Origin of the sequence: Sphingobium sp. B2D3A, assembly GCF_025961795.1 — a bacterium.
GTDB lineage: Bacteria > Pseudomonadota > Alphaproteobacteria > Sphingomonadales > Sphingomonadaceae > Sphingobium.
Genome location: NZ_JAOQOI010000001.1, coordinates 1,921,198 through 1,940,121, shown reverse-complemented (window position 1 = coordinate 1,940,121; position 18,924 = coordinate 1,921,198). Strand labels below are relative to the sequence as shown.

20 protein-coding genes and 1 tRNA gene are annotated in these 18,924 nt (G+C 65.1%); 9 read left to right on the top strand and 12 right to left on the bottom strand.

Annotation, left to right across the window (positions count from 1 at the left end):
- The first annotated feature begins 62 nt into the window (after positions 1 to 62).
- From M2337_RS08995 to M2337_RS08980, 4 genes are all read left to right on the top strand, one after another.
- Complete coding sequence (locus M2337_RS08995; RefSeq protein WP_264569951.1) at positions 63 to 1,331, top strand: MFS transporter; 1,269 nt, start codon at positions 63 to 65, stop codon at positions 1,329 to 1,331.
- 116 nt (positions 1,332 to 1,447) lie between these two features.
- Positions 1,448 to 2,458 carry a LacI family DNA-binding transcriptional regulator gene (locus M2337_RS08990; RefSeq protein WP_264569950.1) on the top strand — a complete coding sequence of 337 codons (1,011 nt, stop codon included), beginning with the start codon at positions 1,448 to 1,450 and terminating at the stop codon, positions 2,456 to 2,458.
- 253 nt (positions 2,459 to 2,711) lie between these two features.
- Complete coding sequence (locus M2337_RS08985) at positions 2,712 to 3,827, top strand: glycoside hydrolase family 68 protein (RefSeq protein ID WP_264569949.1); 1,116 nt, start codon at positions 2,712 to 2,714, stop codon at positions 3,825 to 3,827.
- A gap of 3 nt (positions 3,828 to 3,830) precedes the next feature.
- Positions 3,831 to 4,724 carry an ROK family protein gene (locus tag M2337_RS08980; RefSeq protein ID WP_264569948.1) on the top strand — a complete coding sequence of 298 codons (894 nt, stop codon included), beginning with the start codon at positions 3,831 to 3,833 and terminating at the stop codon, positions 4,722 to 4,724.
- A 92-nt stretch (positions 4,725 to 4,816) separates the two neighbouring features.
- Here the strand turns inward: M2337_RS08980 and M2337_RS08975 are convergent.
- A tRNA-Gln gene (locus M2337_RS08975) sits at positions 4,817 to 4,891 on the bottom strand.
- Positions 4,892 to 5,071: 180 nt separating this feature from the next.
- Here M2337_RS08975 and M2337_RS08970 point away from each other — a divergent pair.
- Positions 5,072 to 5,572, top strand: a complete 501-nt coding sequence (locus M2337_RS08970; protein ID WP_264569947.1) for a MarR family winged helix-turn-helix transcriptional regulator — start codon at positions 5,072 to 5,074, stop codon at positions 5,570 to 5,572.
- 4 nt (positions 5,573 to 5,576) lie between these two features.
- On the opposite strand, the gene M2337_RS08965 is transcribed toward M2337_RS08970, so the two are convergent.
- From M2337_RS08965 to M2337_RS08940, 6 genes are all read right to left on the bottom strand, one after another.
- Positions 5,577 to 6,416, bottom strand: a complete 840-nt coding sequence (locus M2337_RS08965; RefSeq protein WP_264588594.1) for a pyrroline-5-carboxylate reductase family protein — start codon at positions 6,414 to 6,416, stop codon at positions 5,577 to 5,579.
- The gene (locus tag M2337_RS08960; protein ID WP_181559260.1) at positions 6,403 to 6,909 is read right to left on the bottom strand and encodes a YbjN domain-containing protein; all 507 of its coding nucleotides are present in this window, start codon (positions 6,907 to 6,909) and stop codon (positions 6,403 to 6,405) included. The genes M2337_RS08965 and M2337_RS08960 overlap by 14 nt, the downstream gene beginning before the upstream one ends.
- Before the next feature lie 187 nt (positions 6,910 to 7,096).
- Positions 7,097 to 7,375: an accessory factor UbiK family protein gene (locus M2337_RS08955; RefSeq protein WP_264569945.1), complete on the bottom strand. Its 279-nt coding sequence runs from the start codon at positions 7,373 to 7,375 to the stop codon at positions 7,097 to 7,099.
- Between the two features lie 38 nt (positions 7,376 to 7,413).
- The gene (locus M2337_RS08950; RefSeq protein WP_264569944.1) at positions 7,414 to 7,962 is read right to left on the bottom strand and encodes a TspO/MBR family protein; all 549 of its coding nucleotides are present in this window, start codon (positions 7,960 to 7,962) and stop codon (positions 7,414 to 7,416) included.
- A 114-nt stretch (positions 7,963 to 8,076) separates the two neighbouring features.
- Positions 8,077 to 8,820, bottom strand: a complete 744-nt coding sequence (locus M2337_RS08945; RefSeq protein WP_264569943.1) for a TlyA family RNA methyltransferase — start codon at positions 8,818 to 8,820, stop codon at positions 8,077 to 8,079.
- Between the two features lie 2 nt (positions 8,821 to 8,822).
- Positions 8,823 to 10,970: a protein-disulfide reductase DsbD family protein gene (locus M2337_RS08940; protein ID WP_264569942.1), complete on the bottom strand. Its 2,148-nt coding sequence runs from the start codon at positions 10,968 to 10,970 to the stop codon at positions 8,823 to 8,825.
- Between the two features lie 57 nt (positions 10,971 to 11,027).
- Here M2337_RS08940 and M2337_RS08935 point away from each other — a divergent pair, with 57 nt between their 5' ends.
- The 3 genes from M2337_RS08935 to M2337_RS08925 are packed head-to-tail and all read left to right on the top strand — an operon-like array spanning position 11,028 to position 14,128.
- Positions 11,028 to 12,722 carry an alkaline phosphatase family protein gene (locus tag M2337_RS08935; protein WP_264569941.1) on the top strand — a complete coding sequence of 565 codons (1,695 nt, stop codon included), beginning with the start codon at positions 11,028 to 11,030 and terminating at the stop codon, positions 12,720 to 12,722.
- A 54-nt stretch (positions 12,723 to 12,776) separates the two neighbouring features.
- Entirely contained in the window at positions 12,777 to 13,727 is a 951-nt protein-coding gene (locus M2337_RS08930) for an SDR family oxidoreductase (RefSeq protein WP_264569940.1), read from the top strand.
- The gene (locus M2337_RS08925; RefSeq protein ID WP_264569939.1) at positions 13,724 to 14,128 is read left to right on the top strand and encodes a nuclear transport factor 2 family protein; all 405 of its coding nucleotides are present in this window, start codon (positions 13,724 to 13,726) and stop codon (positions 14,126 to 14,128) included. The genes M2337_RS08930 and M2337_RS08925 overlap by 4 nt, the downstream gene beginning before the upstream one ends.
- 18 nt (positions 14,129 to 14,146) lie before the next feature.
- Here M2337_RS08925 and M2337_RS08920 read toward each other — a convergent pair whose 3' ends face one another.
- The 5 genes from M2337_RS08920 to M2337_RS08900 all read right to left on the bottom strand — a co-directional run bounded on the left by M2337_RS08920 (position 14,147) and on the right by M2337_RS08900 (position 17,626).
- The gene (locus M2337_RS08920) at positions 14,147 to 14,380 is read right to left on the bottom strand and encodes a hypothetical protein (protein WP_181559252.1); all 234 of its coding nucleotides are present in this window, start codon (positions 14,378 to 14,380) and stop codon (positions 14,147 to 14,149) included.
- Positions 14,377 to 14,583, bottom strand: a complete 207-nt coding sequence (locus tag M2337_RS08915) for a hypothetical protein (RefSeq protein ID WP_264569938.1) — start codon at positions 14,581 to 14,583, stop codon at positions 14,377 to 14,379. Before M2337_RS08915 ends, M2337_RS08920 begins: the two co-directional genes overlap by 4 nt.
- Before the next feature lie 156 nt (positions 14,584 to 14,739).
- Complete coding sequence (locus tag M2337_RS08910; RefSeq protein WP_181559250.1) at positions 14,740 to 15,237, bottom strand: DUF3237 domain-containing protein; 498 nt, start codon at positions 15,235 to 15,237, stop codon at positions 14,740 to 14,742.
- A gap of 17 nt (positions 15,238 to 15,254) precedes the next feature.
- Entirely contained in the window at positions 15,255 to 16,136 is an 882-nt protein-coding gene (locus M2337_RS08905; protein ID WP_264569937.1) for a hypothetical protein, read from the bottom strand.
- A gap of 11 nt (positions 16,137 to 16,147) precedes the next feature.
- Positions 16,148 to 17,626, bottom strand: a complete 1,479-nt coding sequence (locus tag M2337_RS08900) for an aldehyde dehydrogenase (protein ID WP_264569936.1) — start codon at positions 17,624 to 17,626, stop codon at positions 16,148 to 16,150.
- 629 nt (positions 17,627 to 18,255) lie between these two features.
- On the opposite strand from M2337_RS08900, the gene M2337_RS08895 reads away from it, so the two are divergent.
- Positions 18,256 to 18,669: a hypothetical protein gene (locus M2337_RS08895; protein WP_181559247.1), complete on the top strand. Its 414-nt coding sequence runs from the start codon at positions 18,256 to 18,258 to the stop codon at positions 18,667 to 18,669.
- Positions 18,670 to 18,924: the final 255 nt, after the last annotated feature.

The following is an 18,924-nucleotide window of genomic DNA, read 5'->3' as shown; positions in this document are numbered from 1 at the left end:
TCTGCATGCAGCCTGGTTCGACCGACGCTGCGATGGAACAATAAGGCCGAGAGGATCGCGAAGTGACGGAACGCCCCCACATCCAGCCGAGCAACGCATCGGCCCTGCTGAAATGGCTGGTCTTCCTGATGTTCGCGATGTTCGCGATGACTACCGATTCGGTTGGCACGGTGATTCCGCAGATCATCCGCGAGTTCAATCTGGGCATGACGGCGGCCGGATCGTTCCAATATGCGACGATGTCCGGCATCGCTATTTCGGCCATTTCGCTCGGCTTTCTGGCAGACCGCATCGGCCGTAAGGCGACGATCCTGATCGGCCTGACGCTCTTTGGCCTCAGTTCTGTCGCCTTCGCAGCCGGGCATGACTTTCTGTTCTTCGTCGCCTTGCTGTTCATCTCCGGCATCGGCATCGGCATCTTCAAGGCCGGCGCGCTCGCGCTGATCGGCGACATCTCCCGCTCGACGCGCGAGCATTCGACGATCATGAACTTGGTCGAGGGCTTCTTCGGCGCTGGCGCGATTGTCGGCCCGGCCGTCGTCGCTTGGTCGCTGCAGGAAGGGCTCAGCTGGAAGTGGGTCTACTTCCTCGCCGCCGGCATCTGCGCCCTGCTCGTGCTGGGCGCATTCGGCGCGCGCTTCCCGACCCCGGTGCGGGCCGATGAAAAGCCTGCCGATCCGCGCGATGCTGCCCGGATGATGACCGATCCCACCGCCATGTTCTTCGCCACCGCTCTGATGCTGTATGTCGGCGCGGAAGCCGCGATCTACGTGTGGACGCCGACATTCCTCGCCAGTTACGAGGGCTCGAACGCGTGGCTCGCGGTCTATGCCGTCTCGATCTTCTTCGTGCTGCGCGCGGCCGGTCGCTTCCTCGGCGTGTGGCTGCTGGCGCGTTACGATTGGACCGCCGTGCTCGCCGTGTGCACCGTCGCAATGACGATCCTGTTCTGGATCGCCGTGCTGGGGGATCGGGGCGTCGCCATCTACGCCCTGCCCGCCACCGGCCTGTTCATGTCCGTGCTTTACCCCACGATCAACTCGACCGGCATCAGCTGCTTCGAGAAAGCGCGGCACGGCTCGGTTGCAGGGCTGCTGCTGTTCTTCACCTGCCTCAGCGCTGTCATCGCCCCGCTTGCGATGGCGCTGATCGGCGACGGGCTCGGCGACGCGCGCTACAGCATCGCGCTCGGTGCGCTGATGGCGACGGGCCTTGCCATCCAGTGCATCTGGAACTGGCGCAAGCAGCCGTTTGCGAGCCGTCTGGCCGAGCGCAACAGCGCCGATTACCGCAAGGAAGTCATCATCGGCGACACCGGCCCGACCGCCTGACGGGCCCTCCCGGCGCGGACGCTGCGGCCCGCGCCGGAAAAATGCTTTGGCAAAACCCGCCTGCGCCCTAGAGATGCCATTTGTTTGGCCTTTGGATGCGAGAGGACACAGGAGCGTTGAAACCCAAGCAGGTTCGGACAATCTACGATCTGGCAGAGCTCGCCGGTGTCTCCGCCGCGACCGTCTCCCGCGCGCTGGCCGGCAAGGCCGTGGTCAATTCCGAGACTGCCGAGCGCATCCGCAAGCTGGCGCAACAGCATGGTTTTCAGCCGAGCCCACTGGCCCGCAACCTGCGCACGCGCAAGACCGGGGCCATCGGCGTGGTCATCCCGCTCGGCCATGAGCGCGCCCAGCATATCTCCGACCCCTTCTTCATGACGATCATCGGCTTCCTGGCCGATGAACTCACCGAGCGCGGTTTCGACCTGATGCTCTCGCGTGTCATCCCGGACCGGGACGACTGGCTGGAGGGCATCATCAAGACCGCGCGAGTGGATGGCCTCATCATCATTGGCCAGTCCGACCAGTCCGCCGTGCTCAACGCCGCCGCCGGCCATTATCTGCCGATGGTCGCCTGGGGCGCATTCACCCAGGGCCAAAGCCATTGCTCGGTCGGCACCGACAATTTCCTCGGCGGCCAGATGGCGATGCGCCATTTGATCGAACGCGGGTGCAAGCGCGTGGCGTTCCTCGGCAATCCCCGCGCCATCGAGATCGCCCAGCGCCTGCAGGGCGCACGCGCGGTGCAGCAGGATCATGCGGCAGAGGTGATGCTGACCGAAGTGCCGACCCACCTCGCGCCGGAGCTCAGTGCGCCGGACATCAACGCCTATCTCGATCAGGTCGATCAACTGCCTGACGGCATTTTCGCCGCTTCGGACATGATTGCCCTCGCCGCTGTCCAGACCGTCATCAGCCGGGGTATGTCCATCCCCGACGATGTGCGAATCGTCGGCTTCGATGACCTCCCGATTGCGCAAAGCATCGTGCCGCCGCTGACCACGATCCATCAGGATATCGCCAGCGGCGCCACGCAGATGGTCGATTGCCTGCTCAAGCGCATCGAGGGCCGACAGACCGGTTCGATCATTCTCAACCCCGCTCTAGTGGTGCGCGGCTCCACCTGACGGACCGATTTTCCGCTGCGACAGCCCTGTTCCAAAATGGTTGTAATCGATTGCCAATGGCGTATTGGTTGCGAGGACTTGAGGAACGGGGACAATGATCGAAATTCAGGCGCAATCGCGCGCATATTTGCAGCATGGCGCGAGGGGTCAATGGCCTTGCAACACAGTTGCGGACGCCTCCTTTCCGGACATCGCCTGCCCCGGCCTCCTGCGCACTCGCGCCCTCTTCTTTCTCTGACCTAACTGGCTCTCCATGAACGATATCAGCACGACCCGCTGGACGGTCGAACAGCTTAAGCACCTCAAACTGACCCCATCCTGCGTGGCGCCGCTCATCGGCGAGGCCGATGTGGCTCGGATCAGTGACGATGTCTGCGTGTGGGACGCCTGGCCCATCCTGAAGCGCGACGGTTCGCCGGCCCCGGCCGATCTTTGGATGGCGCTGGCCTCCCCCTGGTTTGCCGACCCTGATGAGCGTCACGGCCACGCCCGCATCCATTTGTTCGAGCGAAGGGGTGAGGATTGGCGGCATTATGGCCCGGTGATGCCGGACGGCTTCTCGCCCGGCAGCCGGGAATGGTCTGGCTCGGCCTATCTGGAGAATGACGGGCGCCGGTTGACGCTCTATTTCACTGCCGCCGGCTTTCGCGGCGAGAGCGAACTCAGCTTCGAGCAACGCCTGTTCGAGGTCGAGGCCGATCTGGTTAGCCAGGATGGCGGCTGGTCCGTCGAGAATTGCCGCAATCTGCGCGAATCCTTCCCGCGCGACCAGCGCTTTTATGCCGATCCGCTGTCGGCCGGTGGCGGCCTCGGCACCATCAAGGCCTTTCGCGATCCCGGCTATCTGCTCGATCCGGCGACCGGCGAGCATTGGCTGCTGTTCACCGGCTCGTTGGCCACCTCGCAATCTGCCTATAATGGCGTGATCGGCGCAGCGCGGGCCAAGCCAGACGCCATCGGCCAGTGGGAGGTGACCGCGCCGATCATCAGCGCCGATGACCTCAACAACGAGCTGGAGCGCCCGCACATCGTGCTGGCCAATGGACTTTACTATCTGTTCTGGTCCACACAGACCCATGTGTTCAACCCGGAAGCCCCCCGTGCCCCGACGGGCCTCTACGGCATGGTGTCCGAGCAGATCACGCACGGGTGGAAACCCTTGAACGGTTCCGGCCTCGTCATCGCCAACCCGCCGGAAGCGCCGCGTCAGGCTTATAGCTGGCTGGTGCTGCCGGATCTCTCCGTCACGGCCTTCGCGGACGATTGGGGCCGTGGCGAGGCTGCCGAGGGTGCTAAGCGCTTTGCCGGCACTTTCGCGCCGTTCCTTCGTCTCGCCTTGGATGGCGAGACGACGCGGATTATCGACTGAGCCATGTCGAGCACGCGCCTTGCCGGGGTCGAGCTGGGTGGGACGAAGACCTTCGTCCTGCTCGCTCAAGGTGATCGCATCGTCGAGCGGGTTCGCATTCCGACCACCCAGCCGGACGAGACGCTGGCCGCCGCCAACGCACAATTGCGCGCCTGGCACGCGGATGCGCCGATTGCCACGATTGGCATCGCATCTTTCGGCCCCATCGCTCTGTCCCGCAAATCCGATAATTTCGGCCATATGCTGCCCACCCCCAAGCCCGGCTGGGCGGGCGCCGACATTGCCGGCGGGCTGACGCGCAGCCTCGATTGCCCGATGGCCATCGATACGGATGTCAACGGCGCGGCCCTTGCCGAGCATCGCTGGGGTGCCGGTCGCGATCTCGATTGCTTCTGGTATATCACCATCGGCACCGGAATCGGCGGCGGTCTGCTCGTTGACGGCAAGCCGGTGCACGGCGCCATGCACCCGGAAATCGGCCACATCCATGTGCGGCGCGCGGCGGGCGACAGCTTTGCCGGTGCCTGCCCCTTCCATGGCGACTGCATCGAAGGACTGGTGAGCGGCCCCGCCCTCGCCGCCCGCTTCGGCACCAGCCCGCAGGACGTCGCCGATGACGATCCGCGCTGGGGTTTCGTGGCGGCCGATCTCGCGCAACTCGCTGCCACGCTGTTCCTCACCACGGCGGCCGAGCGAATCTTGCTGGGCGGAACCGTCGCCACCAGCCGCGCTGCGCTCCTGCCAGCCGTGCGCACCACATTGCTGCGGGATCTGGGCGGCTATCTGCCCTTCCTCACGCAGGAGACGGTCGAGCAACGTCTGTGCCTCGCAGGTCTCGGCGACGAAGCCGGCCCACTGGGCGCGATCGCGCTCGCCATGGCCGCGCTGCAGGACTGAGCTTCCGACGGAGCGCTTGCGCCGCGCAATGACGCTGGCGCTGCGTTCGCCTGCCGCATTGGCGCTTCACATATGAACTGATCTGGAAAATATGGCTGGGGCGGGAGGATTCGAACCTCCGCATGGCGGTACCAAAAACCGCTGCCTTACCGCTTGGCTACGCCCCAGCATCGCGCGCTGCGAGCGGCCCATATACAGGGCCGGGCGCAAATGCCAAGCCGGAGAAACGGTGGTTTGGCGATCTCTTTAGGCGAATATGCTCCCCCTGTGCGCCTTGCTTGCGAAAGGGGTAATCGGGCTGCGGAACGAAGTTCCATCGCCTGCCCACAGGCCTTATGAAACGGCGCATGAGCAACGCCCCATCCAGTCCCGCAGCCTCCCCCCTGTTCCTGCGCGAGGAGGAAATCCGTCGCGGGATCGAGCTGCTGCAATTTGGTCATATGGCGTTCGCACAGGCCATGGACCCAATTCTGGATGAGCATCGGCTCGGCCGCGCGCATCAACGGGCGCTCTACTTCATCGCGCGGCGGCCCAATCTCAGTGTGTCGGCGCTCATCGCGCTGCTGGGCGTGACCAAGCAGTCGCTGGGGCGCGTGCTCGATGAGCTGATCGAGCGCGAGTTGCTCGTCGTCAACAAAGGCGACCGCGACCGCCGTCAGAAGCTGCTGAAACTGACGCCTGGCGGGCAGGCCATCGAGCAGGCGTTGTTCGATGCCGTGCGCGAGCGGTTTGCAGCGGCCTATTCGGCAGCGGGGCAATCCTCCGTCACCGGCTTCTGGCGGGTGCTGGAAAGCCTGCTCGATCCTGAAACGCAGCGACTGGTCGCCGCCCTGCAAATCGCGCGCTGACGGTTCAGCTGGCCTTGGTGGACAAGGCAGCGAGAACTGCACCCCGGTCCCGCGCAGCCTTCAGCGTCTCCATGACGAGCGGAGCGAGGCCGTCAGACCGATCCAGCACGTCCAGCCCTTCGCGGGTCATGCCGCCCTTGCTTGCCACCGCATCCGCCAGATCGGCGGGCGGGCGATCCGCCGCCGCTGCGCTCAACGCGGCGCCTTCCACGGTCTTGAGCGCCATGCGCGCGGCCGCATCCGGCGCGAGGCCGAGTTCGGCGCCGGCGTCAGCCAACGCATCGATGAAGCGATAGACGAAGGCCGGGCCGCAGCCTGCGAGCGCTGTCGCGGCATCGAACAGTTGCTCATCGTCCAGCCATTCGACCAGACCAAGGCGACTGCACATGGCACCGACCAGATCGCGCGCCCGTCCGTCAGCCGCGTCTTCCACCTTGAGAATGCTGACACCCTTGCCGACCCGAACGGGCAGATTGGGCATGCACCGGACAATCGACTGGACGGCCGGGAAAGCACCCCGAATGCGCGCGATCGGCACGCCGGCGAGGATCGAAAGCAGTGCCGTCTCAGGCCCAAGAAGCGGTGCCGTTGCCCCGGCGACGTCCGCCAGCTGCTGCGGCTTGCAGCCGAGCATCACCAGCGTGTCACCCTCCACCGGCCCATCGAGCGCGGTCAGAACCCGCACGCCCGGCGCAACCGCCTTGCCGCTGGGGCGCACGACCGTCACGCGCTCCGCGGGCAGGCCCTCGTCGAGCCAGCGCAGCAGCATGGCCCCGGCCATGTTGCCGCAACCCAGCAGAAGAAGGTGCGAAGGCCACATCGGGCCAGCCTCAGGCTTCGCCATGCGTCTCGATCAGGCTGGCGGCCATGGCTTCAGCGGGATTCTTGCCGCCCCACAGCACGAACTGGAAGACGGGGTAGAAGCGCTCGCACTCGTCGATTGCGCTTTCCACCAGCAACTGCGCCTGATCGAGCGTCAGCGATCCGCTGGGGCCGAGCAAGGCGCCATGACGGAACAGCAGCGTGCTACTCGCCGACCACAGCTCGAAATGGCCCAGCCAAAGCTGCTCGTTGATAAGGGCGATGGTTTCGCAGATCGCCAGACGCTTATCATCGGCGACGCGAATGTCCGGCAGCACGAGAAGCTGCAGCACCATGTCATCGTCACGCCAGATCGCCCGGACCTCATATTCGGTCCAGCTGCCGCGATGCCGCGCGACCAGCTCGTCCTCGCCGACATGCTCGAAGGGCCAGTCATGCGCCTCGAAATAGGCCGCGAGCATATCGATCGGCTCGGCTTCCTGCTCGCCGCCTGTAAATTCATCCCGGTCGATCATACTCAAAAACCGTCAGTCCACTTCCTGTAACGGCCAGCGCCGTCCTGCCCCTGCTGGACAGCCCTTCGTAGCACGACACGGCGCGAGCGGAAAGGCAGGCGGCAGCGAAGCCGTGCCCAACCTGTCCGGAATGCGATATGTTGCTGTGAATAAATTGTGGATAAATGCGGGATAGCCGGTCGAAAACTCAGCTTGCGGCCTTGTCCGACGGCTTGCCGGCCTTTGACGCACCGCCCTCCAGCGCAGCCAGCCGCGCCTCGAGTGCTTCGACCTGCTCGCGCGCCTGCGCCGCCATGGCCTTGACCGCCTCGAACTCCTCGCGGCTTACGAAATCGAGCCCGCCGATCCACTCGCGCGCGCGCTCCCGGGCGTTGCTTTCAAACTCGCGACCCACCCCGGCCACGGTGCCGGCGGCGCCGTTGATGATCTTGGACAGGTCGTCGAAAAAGCGGTTTTCACTTTGCATGGGTCTGATCCTTCGCCGCCGCTGATGGCGGCCATCGCCTAGATTTGGGTACGCACGGCGGCCGGAACAAGGGTTTCGGCATCCGGGTTCATCCGGTCGATATCGAAGGCGAGCCCGCTCGCAAAGCCCAACCAGCAAAGATAGGGCACCATCAGCCACGCCGCGACAGACCGAATCCGCCCGAACAGGATGGTGGTGATCGTGGCCAGCACGAGAATGACGAGGATCAGATAGAAAGCCAGCGTCGCCTGATGCGCGCCGAAGAACAAGGGCGACCAGACGAGGTTGATGCAGAGCTGGACGATGAAGAGCGTGATGGCAAGCCCCCGCCCCCTCGCGCCGCGCGCGTGAAGGATCATCGCCAGCGCCAGGGCCATGAGCAGATAGAGGGTCGGCCACACCGTGCCGAACACCCAGCCGGGCGGCACCAATGCCGGTTTGCTCAGCGCATCGAACCAGCGATTGTCATAACCGCTGTTGGACAGATAGCCCGACACAAAGCCGAGAAACTCGATGGCGGGGATGGTGACAAGCGCCCAGCGGAGGAAGGACATCCGCAACTGACTTCGCGATGCAATCTGGTTCACGCGCGCTCCCACTTCATGCCGAATCCCCACAGCGTTGACATGACTTTAACGATGGCGTTGCGCCGCGCCAGCCCTTCCCGCATGCCGATTGCACGGGAGAGGATCGCGCCTGCTTCATCCTGGCACGCGTGCGCCGGCAATCAGGAACTCCACATTGCCTTCCGGCCCCGTGATCGGGCTGGTGGTGAGGCCGGTGACCTGCCATCCCGTTTGCGCCGCCAGCCAGGCCTCCACTTCCGCACAGACGCGGGCGTGAACCTCGGGATCGCGCACCACGCCGCCCTTGCCGACCTCTTCGCGCCCCGCCTCGAACTGCGGTTTGATGAGCGCGACGAGCCGGGCGGCTGGCGCCGCAAAGGTCAGCGGGCGCTCCAGCACCTTGGCGAGACTGATGAAGCTGGCATCGCAGACGATGATGTCCATCGGCTCGGGCACATGGGAGGCCGTCAGAATGCGCGCGCTGGTCTGCTCGTGGACGATGACGCGGGGGTCTTGCCGCAGCTTCCACGCAAGCTGGTTGGTGCCGCTGTCGATGGCGTAGACCCGCGCTGCGCCACGGGTGAGCAGAACGTCGGTAAAGCCGCCCGTGGAGCTGCCTACGTCCATTGCCACCAGCCCGGTCACATCGATGCCAAACGCCTCCAGCGCGTGCGCCAGCTTGAGGCCGCCACGCGAGACCCAGGGGTGATCCCGCCCCTTGAGGACGATCTCCGCCTCCTCCGGCACCGCCTGCCCCGCCTTGTCCACAGTCTTGTCGCCGACCAGCACATTGCCGCTCATGATGAGCGCCTGCGCGCGGGTGCGGCTCTCGGCAAGGCCGCGCTCGACGAGCAATTGATCGAGGCGCTTCTTGGCCATGGTCAACGTTTCGCCAAAGCGGTGAGCGTGCCGGATGTCAGCACTTGCGGGAGGACCTGCGGCGTCGCAGCGCCGGGTGCATAGAAGAGGTACAGAGGTACGCCCGAGCGGCCATGTGCTTCGAGGAAGCGACTGATCGCCGGGTCGGCATTGGTCCAGTCGCCGACCATAGGGGCAACCCCGCCCGCCTCGAAGGCCTCGCGCACCGCCTGCGTATCGATGGCATTGGCCTCATTGACCTTGCAGGTCAGGCACCAGTCCGCCGTGAAATAGAGGAAGACCGGCTTGTTCTGCGCCCGCAGCGCGGCCAGCCGGGCCTCGCTGAACGGCTCGCCCACCAGCCCTTCGCCCGCTACGGGACGATCCCCGCGCACCAGCGCAGGCGCGGCGATTGCAGCGCCGCTCAACAGCACGGCGACCAGCCCACCCAAGGCCCAGTTGACGCCACCGCCGGCGCGCTGGCGACGCCCCAGCAGCAGCAGGGCCAGGATCACGCCGCCCGCCAGCAGTACGCCTAACAGCACACCGCCGGCACCAAGCTGCCGCGAGAGCAGCCAGAGCAGTGCCAGCGCCGTCAGCCCCATCGGCACTGCCATGATGCGCCGGAAGCGCGTCATCCACGCGCCCGGGCGCGGCATCAGTCGGCGCAGTCCCGGAACCCAGGCAATGGCGATGAACGGCGATGCCAGACCAAGGCCGAGCCCGGCGAACACCGCCAGCGCCAGCGGCCAGGGCAGCACCAGCGCCGCGCCCATGGCGGCGCCCATGAACGGCCCGGTGCAGGGCGTCGCAACGAAGGCGGCCAGCGCGCCGGTCCAGAATGCGCCCGCCTGCCCGCCTTGCCCGGCCCGCCCCTGCCCGACCGAAAGCGATGCGATCTCGAACCCGCCGAGAAGATTGAGCGTAATCGCCACCATCAACATCAGCAGCACCGCGATCACGCGCGGGTCCTGCAACTGGAAGGCCCAGCCAACCTGCGTACCGCCGGCCCGGATCGCCAGCATCAGCGCCCCGAGCGCGAGACAAGTGACGAGAATGCCGGCAGTGTAAGCCAGCGCATCGCGCCGGGCCTGCCGCTCATCCCCGCCCGCCTTGGCGAGACTGATCGCCTTGAGGCTGAGGATCGGGAACACGCACGGCATCACATTGAGGATCAGCCCACCCAGAAAGGCGCCACCGAGGATCAGCAGGACCGCGCCAAGGCCGGTCTTCGCGGCCGGCTGAGCCGTTGTGGCGCCATCGGGCGCCACGGTCAGCCGCTCGCCCCCTTCGGGCACCGCGCCGGGCGTGGCCCTGATCGCCAGCGCGACGCCCGGCGAAACCGCCAGCACGCCCTCGACCGCAGCCGGCACGGACGCGTCCTCGGCCAGCCCCACCTCGACCACCAGCCAGTCGCCTGCCCGACGCACGGTCTGCGGTTGCGCATAGCGCACGACGTCCTGGGTCGTCGCAAAGAACCATGGCGCGCCCATCGGCGCCGCTTGCGGATAGGGGACGGCAATGCTCAGCGTCCCGCCGGCCACCGCATAACGGGCGGGTTGATCGAGCGGACGGGGGAGTGCCGCGCGAAATCCGTCGAAGACCTTGCGGGAGGCTGCCGTCGTGGCGCCATCGCCAATGGTCAGCGTGGTCGCGATTTCGCCCTGCTCCGGCACGCAGATCGCGTCCGTGCAGGCCAGCCACCGCGCCTTGCCGCGCACCGGCAAGACGGTGCCAGCCGACAGGCCCGCGGGCACCGCAAGATCGACCAGCACGGCATAGTCATGCTCATAGACATGGTTCATCAGCCCGGCGATCAGCAGCCGATCCGGCACAGGATAGCGGAAATCGCCGATCTTCAGGCCGGTGCCTGTCGGCAAATCCCAGGCGACCTGCATCCCCTGCCCGGCATCGCCTGGATTGCCCCAATAGCCATGCCAGCCGGCTTTGGGTTTCATCACGATAGCGAGGGTGACGGTGCTCCCGGCCGCCGGGCGGTCCGTCTCGGCGATAAGGCTCGCGGTGATATTCGGTGCCCCGCGCTGCCCGAACGCACCGCCATCGGCTGGGGCCGCAGATTGCGCAAAAGCGGCTGGGCCAACCAGCAATGCTGCCAGAAGAACCCCTAGCGTCATCAAAACGCCATTGAGCCGGCGCACAGGAAAAGCCATGAAACGGATCATTGGCCGTTCTGTAAGCGCGCGCCGCCCCGACCCCAAGGAGAATCTATGCGTTTCCCTGCTTGCCTGTGCCTTGCCGCAACGCTGGCCCTGAGTGGCCCGGCGCTGGCCCAGCCCGCGCAGACTCCAGCCGCGCCCGCTACTCCCACATCCGAGGCGCCGCAGAGCCCACCCAAGCTGCTCGTCGTCATCTCCGTCGACCAGTTCTCGACCGACCTGTTCGGCGCCTATCGCAGCGCCTTCACCGGCGGCCTGGCTCGCTTGCAGCAGGGCATCGTCTTCCCCAATGGCTATCAGGGCCACGCTGCCACGGAGACCTGCCCCGGTCATTCGACCATCCTGACCGGCAGCCGCCCCGCGCGCACCGGCATCATCGGCAATGACTGGATCGACCAGAAGATCGCCCGCGCCGACAAGACCGTCTACTGCGCCGAAGACCCCGACGTGCCCGGCACGAGCTCGCGGGATTATGCCCCGTCCGTGAAGATGCTCCGCGTGCCGACTCTCGGCGGCTATATGAAGGCGCAGAATCCGGCGGCCAAGGTAGTGTCCGTCTCCGGCAAGGATCGCTCGGCGATCATGATGGGCGGGCCGGTGGTCGACCAAATCTGGTGGTGGGGCGGCAATGGCTTCACCAGCTATCGAGGAATGCCGCTGACGCCTCTGATCGAGCAGGTGAACGCCGGGGTGCGCAAGACCTTCGACCAGCCCCGCCCGGCGATGGACGTGCCCGCCTTCTGCAAGACCAATGACCGCGCCGTCCGCCTAACCGACACGCTCAGCGTCGGTGACGGGCATTTCGCCCGCGCCGGTGGCGATGTTCGCGCCTTCCGCACATCGCCGGAAGCCGATGCCGCCGTTCTGGCGCTCGCCGTCAAGCAGCTGGAGGCGCAGCAGCTCGGGCGCGGCGACACCACCGACCTGCTGATCGTCGGCCTCTCGGCCACCGACTATATCGGCCATAGCTACGGCAATCGCGGCGCCGAGATGTGCATCCAGATGTTCGCGCTGGACGATGCCCTCGCCAGCTTCCTGGATCGGCTGGATGCGACCGGCCTCGATTATATGGTGATGCTCACCGCCGACCATGGCGGGCCGGACATCCCCGAGCGGCTTCGCGAGCAGGCCATCGCGGATGCCGAGCGCGCGGACCCGGCCCTGTACCCGAGTGCCGTAAGCGCCGCGATCAGCGCGCGCACCGGCATTACCGTCGCGCAGGGCACGCTGCTGCTCGGCACCAATCCCTTTGGCGACATCTATGTGAATGCCGCGCTGACCGCCGCCCAGCGCACCCGCGTCATTGCCGAGGCCAAGGCCTTCTACGCCAGCCACCGGCAAGTGGAGGCCGTCTTCACCCGCAAGGATATCGAGGCCGCGCCGGCCCCCGCCGGATCGCCGGAAAGCTGGTCACTCGCGACGATCGCCAAGGCGAGCTACGACCCCGAGCGGTCGGGCGATCTCGTCCTTCTACTCAAGCCGCGCATCATGCCCATTGCCACGCCGGCGCCGGGCTATGTTTCAACCCATGGCAGCCCATGGGGCTATGATCGCCGGGTGCCGATGCTGTTCTGGCGCAAAGGCCTGATGCACATGGAGCAGCCCCAGGCAGTCGAGACGGTGGATATCCTCCCGACCCTCGCGGCGCAGATCGGCGTCACCCTGCCGGCCGACCGGATCGATGGCCGCTGCCTCGATCTCGATCCCGGCCCGGCGACCCGTTGCCCTGCCCCGCAGGATCGCTAGACTGGCTCTGAATCGGTCGCAACAAGCAAGACCGGAAAAGGAGAGGCTAAACGCATGTCAGGCAAGATCGTCATTACCGGTGCCTCGGGCCAATATGGCCGGGCCGCCACGGATCGGCTGATCGAGAAAGGGCTGGCAGACCGGCTCATCCTCATCAGCCGCTCGCCGGACAGACTGGCGGACCGTACCGCGCAGGGCTGCGAGGTGCGCTATGGCGATTATGACAAGCCCGAAACGCTGGCCGCCGCCGTGCAGGGCGCGGAAAAAATGCTGCTCATCTCCGGCACGCGGGTCGGGGCCCGCGTCGTCCAGCACAAGGCGGCGATCGATGCGGCAGCGGCCGCCGGCGTCCGCCATATTCTCTACACGAGCTTCATCGGCATCGATGACCCGAACAACCCGGCGGAAGTGCGCCACGACCATATCGAGACGGAACAGGCGATGCGCGCCTCCGGCATGGCGTGGACGGCGCTGCGCGACGCGCATTATGCCGACGCCATGATCCTGATGGCCGGGCCGAACGTGCTGGCCACCGGCAAATGGTTCAGCAATGCCGGCGAGGGGCGCGAAGCCATGGTTTGGCGCGACGATTGCGTGGACTGCGCGGTCGCCGCGATGACGACGCCCGGCCATGAGAACAAGATCTACAACATCACCGGGCCGGAACTGCAGACCTTTGGCGAGGTTGCCGCGCTCATCACGCAGATCACGGGCTGCCCGGTGGAGCACATTCCCGTCGACGACGCGCAGCAATATGCCATCTTCGACAGTATGGGCATTCCCCGGCGCCCGGTCGATGACCAATATGTGAGTGGCATTCCCTGGAACAGCGACGACATGGTCACCTTCGGCCGCGCGATCCGCGAGGGCTATCTGGAATTGCGCACCGATGACGTGCAGACGTTGACCGGCCGCCCGGCCCGCTCCGTCCGCCAGATGGTCGAGGAAAATCGCGCGATGCTGGCCGAAGCAGCTCGTGGCGCTGCGGCGGCGCAACCGGCATGAACCGCGCCGATTACGAGCGCTATCTCGCGGCGTTCAATGCCAAGGATTATGACACGGTCTGCGACTTTTACGCGGAGCCGATGGACATGCGCTTCTTCGGCGTCGCGCTGCAATCCCGCGAGGACATGAAGCGCTTCTACAGCTTCCTCCACGCCCATGTTCATGAGAGCGTGCGGGTGCTCAATTTCGCGTCGAGCGACACCCTGACGGCCGTCGACGCCATCGTGCGCATCGAGGCCTATCGCGACCTCGACCGGGCGACGCTCGATGCCAATGGCGCGGGCGGGCTGTTCCCGATCAAGGCCGGCGAGGTGCAGGAGATGCGGCAGTTCATCTTCTACACCCTGCGCGATGGGCTGATCGCCGACGTGGCCTGCGCGCTGGCGCCACCGCCCGGCTGACCGGCGCGGCGACCCGCTTTAGCGATAGGGCGACTGCGTGCGGCTCACATAGAGCGGCGAGCGCGCGACCGGGCCGCTGACGACCATCGCCTTCATGCCTTTGCGCACCTTGTCGGCATCGATAACATTGTTGAGAACCGCGCGGGTCTGGCCGCTGGGCAGTGGCTCGACCACCGAAAGGCCGATGCCAGCCTTGGCACAATAAGCCAGCACATCCGCTTCCGGGGCGGCGAGGATGACGACGCGGCTCATGCGGCGAGGCTCCCCTGCTGCGCGAACACCGCGCGCATGGCCGTGGCCGAGCGCAGACGGTAGGGATAGGGATGCGCCTTGATGCGGGCGGACACAGAGCATGCGGCTTCCCGCGCGGCATGATGGCGCTGGTTGCAGCCGGCGAACTGGGCATCGATCAGCGCGCGCTGCTGATCGTGCAAAAGGCGATTGAAATCTTCCATGAGCGTCTCCCGACACGGCAAGCGGGAGCACGACGGTCTCTCAGTTATCGCGACAGCTTGCGAGCAGGGTTCGCGCTAATGGCGTCGCCCTAGCAGCTAATGTGTCATCTGTCGCACGCAATCGCCCCGGCAACGGCCCGGCGCACCGCGCGTGGATCAGGTCAGCGCATAATAGCGCACCAGATTGCCGTCCGGCTTGCGCTCACCGACGCCCACGAAGACATGGCGGGTCATCCAGTCATATTTGCCCTTGCTCGTCTCGAAGGTCGGCTGCGCGCGCAGATAATAATCCTCATGCGCGACCGGCTCGCCGCCCTCGAAGGCCCAGGCCCGCAGCCTGGCCATGGAGTCCGGCTTGCGACCCCAGAGATAGCCCTTGTTCTGCATGTAGATGATCTCGCCATCGTCCGTCTCCAGCAGATAGCGGGCATCGAACACGGCGGTATCGTCATCGCGGAAATGGGCGTAATCGCCGCCGGAATTGGGCACCGCCCGCCCCCGCAGCCGTGGCCCCTCGAAATGCCCTTCATCCACGAGCACCGCCGAGCGGAAGCCGCCATTATGGACATTGGGCACGCCGAAGACCCGCGTGAACATGAGGCGGCACTCGAAGGCGAACTCAAGCACGGGCTGGTCGAGGGTCGAGAAGGACATTGCGGCTCCTTGGACGATCAGGCGGCGCGGGCGCCCACCTCCGGGCGGGCATCCCACGGGCTGGGCATATGATAGGGCACAGTGATGAAATTCGCTTCGATCTGGCAGATCATGCCGTGATCGATCTTGAACAGCTCGGCGAGATAGTAGCTATGCGGCCGGCGGATGTGCGAGCGGACCTGCGTGCCGTCGGTCAGCGTGTAATGATCAAGCCGCCCGCAATGATCGATGAAGCCATAAGCCAGCACCAGCCCCCGCTCCTCGTCCACCAGCGGAAAGCGGCGGCCGCGCAGGCGATCGTCATAACGGTAATTGCCGGTGCGGAACTGCGCCTCGCACGGCAGTCCGGCGACCGGCACCAGCTTGGCGAACTCGGGATTGTTGGTGGTCTGCACGCCATTTTCGACGCGGTTGCAATCGGGGTGGAATTTCGTGCGGATCGTCCCGTCATTGCGCTGCAAGGTTTCGAAATAACCATCTGACAAGGCGATCATTTCTGCGCGGGAGACTGGCTCCTCGACTGCAGCATTCAGGATAGGCTTGTCATAGAAGCGCTGGTTCTCGAACACCGGCGAGCTGTCCACCTGCCGCACCACGATGGTCTCGGCCTCCGCTACCCCGCCCCCCTCGTCCAGCCCGAGGCGCACGGTGTATGCGCTCTCATCCAGCGGCTCGACTGCCGTGCCGAAATAACCGACCTGTCGCGTCTGTTCATCGGCGAACATCAGGCGATAGTCGCCCAGCCGCTCGATGGTGCCCCACAGGCCATCGTCCGGTTGGAGGCGGACATTATTCTCGGTGATGAACGCGTTCGGCGCCCAGTTCACGGCGCCGGGGTCTTTGCGCCCCAGCGCCGCGAGATAGGCCTCCGCCGCGTCATATAGCGCCGCGCGGCTCATCCCCTTTTGGCTCACGCCGCGTTGACCGGCGCGTCCATGTACATGGCCTTGACCTCCAGATAGGCCATCAGCCCGTCCACACCGCCCTCGCGGCCGATGCCGGACTGCTTGTAGCCACCGAAAGGCAGGCCCCAATCGACCTTCAGCCCGTTCTGGCCGATGCCGCCGGTGCGGATGCGCCGGGCGACGTCGAACGCGGCCTGCGCATCCTTGGTCAGCACTGAGCCCGAGAGGCCGTAATTGCTGTCATTGGCGACGGCGATGGCCTCCTCCTCATTATCCACCGGGATGATGCTGAGGACCGGGCCGAAGATTTCCTCCTGGGCGATCTTCGACTTGTTATCGACATTCTTGAACAGCGTTGGCTCGATGAAATAGCCCTGGTTGAGATGCTTGGGGCGGTTGCCACCGGTCACCAGATCGGCCGTCTTCTTGCCTTCCTCGATGTAGCTTTCCACGCGCTCGAGCTGGCGCTTCATGGCAAGCGGACCGAGCTGCGTCGTCGGATCGTCCGAATAGCCGATCTTCACCTTCTGCATTTCCGCCGCAATGGCGTCGGCAATCTCGTCCTGCCGGCCGCGCGGGACGATCAGACGGCTGAGCATCGCGCAGACCTGCCCGGAGAGCAGGCTGATCGTCTGCGTCATCAGCTTGGCGGTCTCCTCGGCGGAGAAATCGTCGCGCACGATGGCAGCGGACTTGCCGCCCAGCTCCAGTGTGCAGCGCGCGATCCGCTCGCCGCACACGCTGGCTATGCGCTTGCCGGCCACGGTGGAGCCGGTGAAGCTCACCTTGTCCACGCCGGGATTGCAGACAAGGTGATCGCTCGCCTCGCGATGCCCGCAGACGAGATTGACGACGCCTGCCGGCACGCCCGCCGCCTCGCACGCCTCGGCAATGATATAGGCCTCCAGCGGCGTCTCGGGCGAGGGCTTCATGATGACCGTGCAGCCCGTGATGAGCGCATTGGCGACCTTGGAGGCCATGATGCCATAAGGCCCGTTCCACGGCGCGATGGATGCGACCACGCCGACCGGCTCATAGACGAGATAGGCAGCGGCAGCGGCCTGCGTCTCGCGCTGCTGCACATATTGGAAGTTGGCACCCACCTCGCGGGTCTGATCGAACTGCATGGTTGCGCCGGCGACCATGCCGGGCGCGAAGCTCGCGAGGCCACCCATCTGCGCGGTCCAGGCCTTGGCCAACTCGCTCGCGCGGCTCTGCAGATGTGCGGTGATCTTCTTCATGATCTCGTTGCGCTCGGCAACGCTCATGCGCGGCCACGGGCCATGGTCGAAGGCAGCGCGGGCGGCGGCAACGGCAGCGTCCATGTCCGCCTCATCGGCTTCCGCCACGGCACCGACGACCTGCTCGGTGTTCGGCGAAACCAGCTCGATGAACCGCCCGCTGTTAGGCGCGCGCCATTGCCCGTTGATCCAGACCTTGCCGGGCTCCTTCACGAACACGCCTTCGGGATTATGTCCTGCCACGCTCTCTCTCCTTCAATTCATAGCCCGGCGCCGCCGCCTTCTGGGGAGCGGACTGCCCGGATTCTGGCGACCTGCACGCCGCCGGATTCGATGGCGCGGATGCTAAGGATTGCGGGCGGGTGCGCAAGGGGAAAGCGGTGATGGATGAGCGGAGAGGTTGACTTTGTCTGGAAGAATGTAGCGCGGCCCTTACAGTGGTTCGCGGTGTCAGGCGTCAATCAAAAGCTGCCCCCCTAACACCGGTTCGTCCTGATCCAGTCGAAGGGCTGCATTTCATTGGCCTAGAGTGATACTGAAAGGCCTTTGAAATGATCCACCGGAGAAACACAAATGGTCTTTGCCCCTTTGATCCTCGTGGGACTGTTCTGCAACGCCATCTACTGCGCCGTTAAAATCCATCGAGACTTCCAAAGCGGACACGCCGCATTTGGCGTTGTCGGACTGATTGGTGTCGTTGGATCGACTGGCATAGCAGCTACAGCAATCGCGGCGATCATTTTGATCAGTGAGGGCCAATTGACTTAGAGGATCCCGCGGAGAGGAGACCGCCGCGCTGCGACGCGCCCATCAAGTCGACGACCGGCCCATACGACATTGCCGGCATTCCTTCCGTTTGGCAGAGTGGCATTGTGACCGTCAGATCCTTCAATCGCTGCTGGGCGCTTCTGTGGTTAACCGCAGCATTGGCTATCGTGGCAGTTATATCCATCGAACCGATGCGCTGGAGCTTGCCCGCCCGCTATCTGCTCAAGCCATTGGACATCTACCGCATCGGTGCGATCGACTATCACATGTGCATGAGGGTAGAATTGTCGCCTGAGGAAGCCGACGATTTCGTACGTCGGCGCTTTGATCCAAAGGATCGGATTGTCCGGCCAGTTCCATCAGACCAACATTTGTGCGGCGCAACTTTCTGGCCGACGACCTTCAACAATGAGACAAGTGGCTATGCTGAAACCCAGTGGTCCAATGGGATAATCGAAGGTTCAACCGGAGCTGTTTACGAGCGGAATGCTCTCTACTTCTGGTCTTGGACCCAATGAGAAAACGACAACTTATCAGTCTCTCACAGCGCTGCTTTTTTCTCCTCCTGTGAAGAGGAAGGGCTTTTGAGGGGCGCTTCTGGATTGGCAAACCATGGATCATTGCTGCGCATCATGGCGAGGTTACTGCTGGCTTCCCGCGTGCGCGGGAATGACGGGGGCGTGCACGAAACACCAAGCCCTACAATGATTGCAAAATCCAACCATATTGACTCGATCCTGTAACCGGCTCACACTCCGCGCCGATAACCGCCG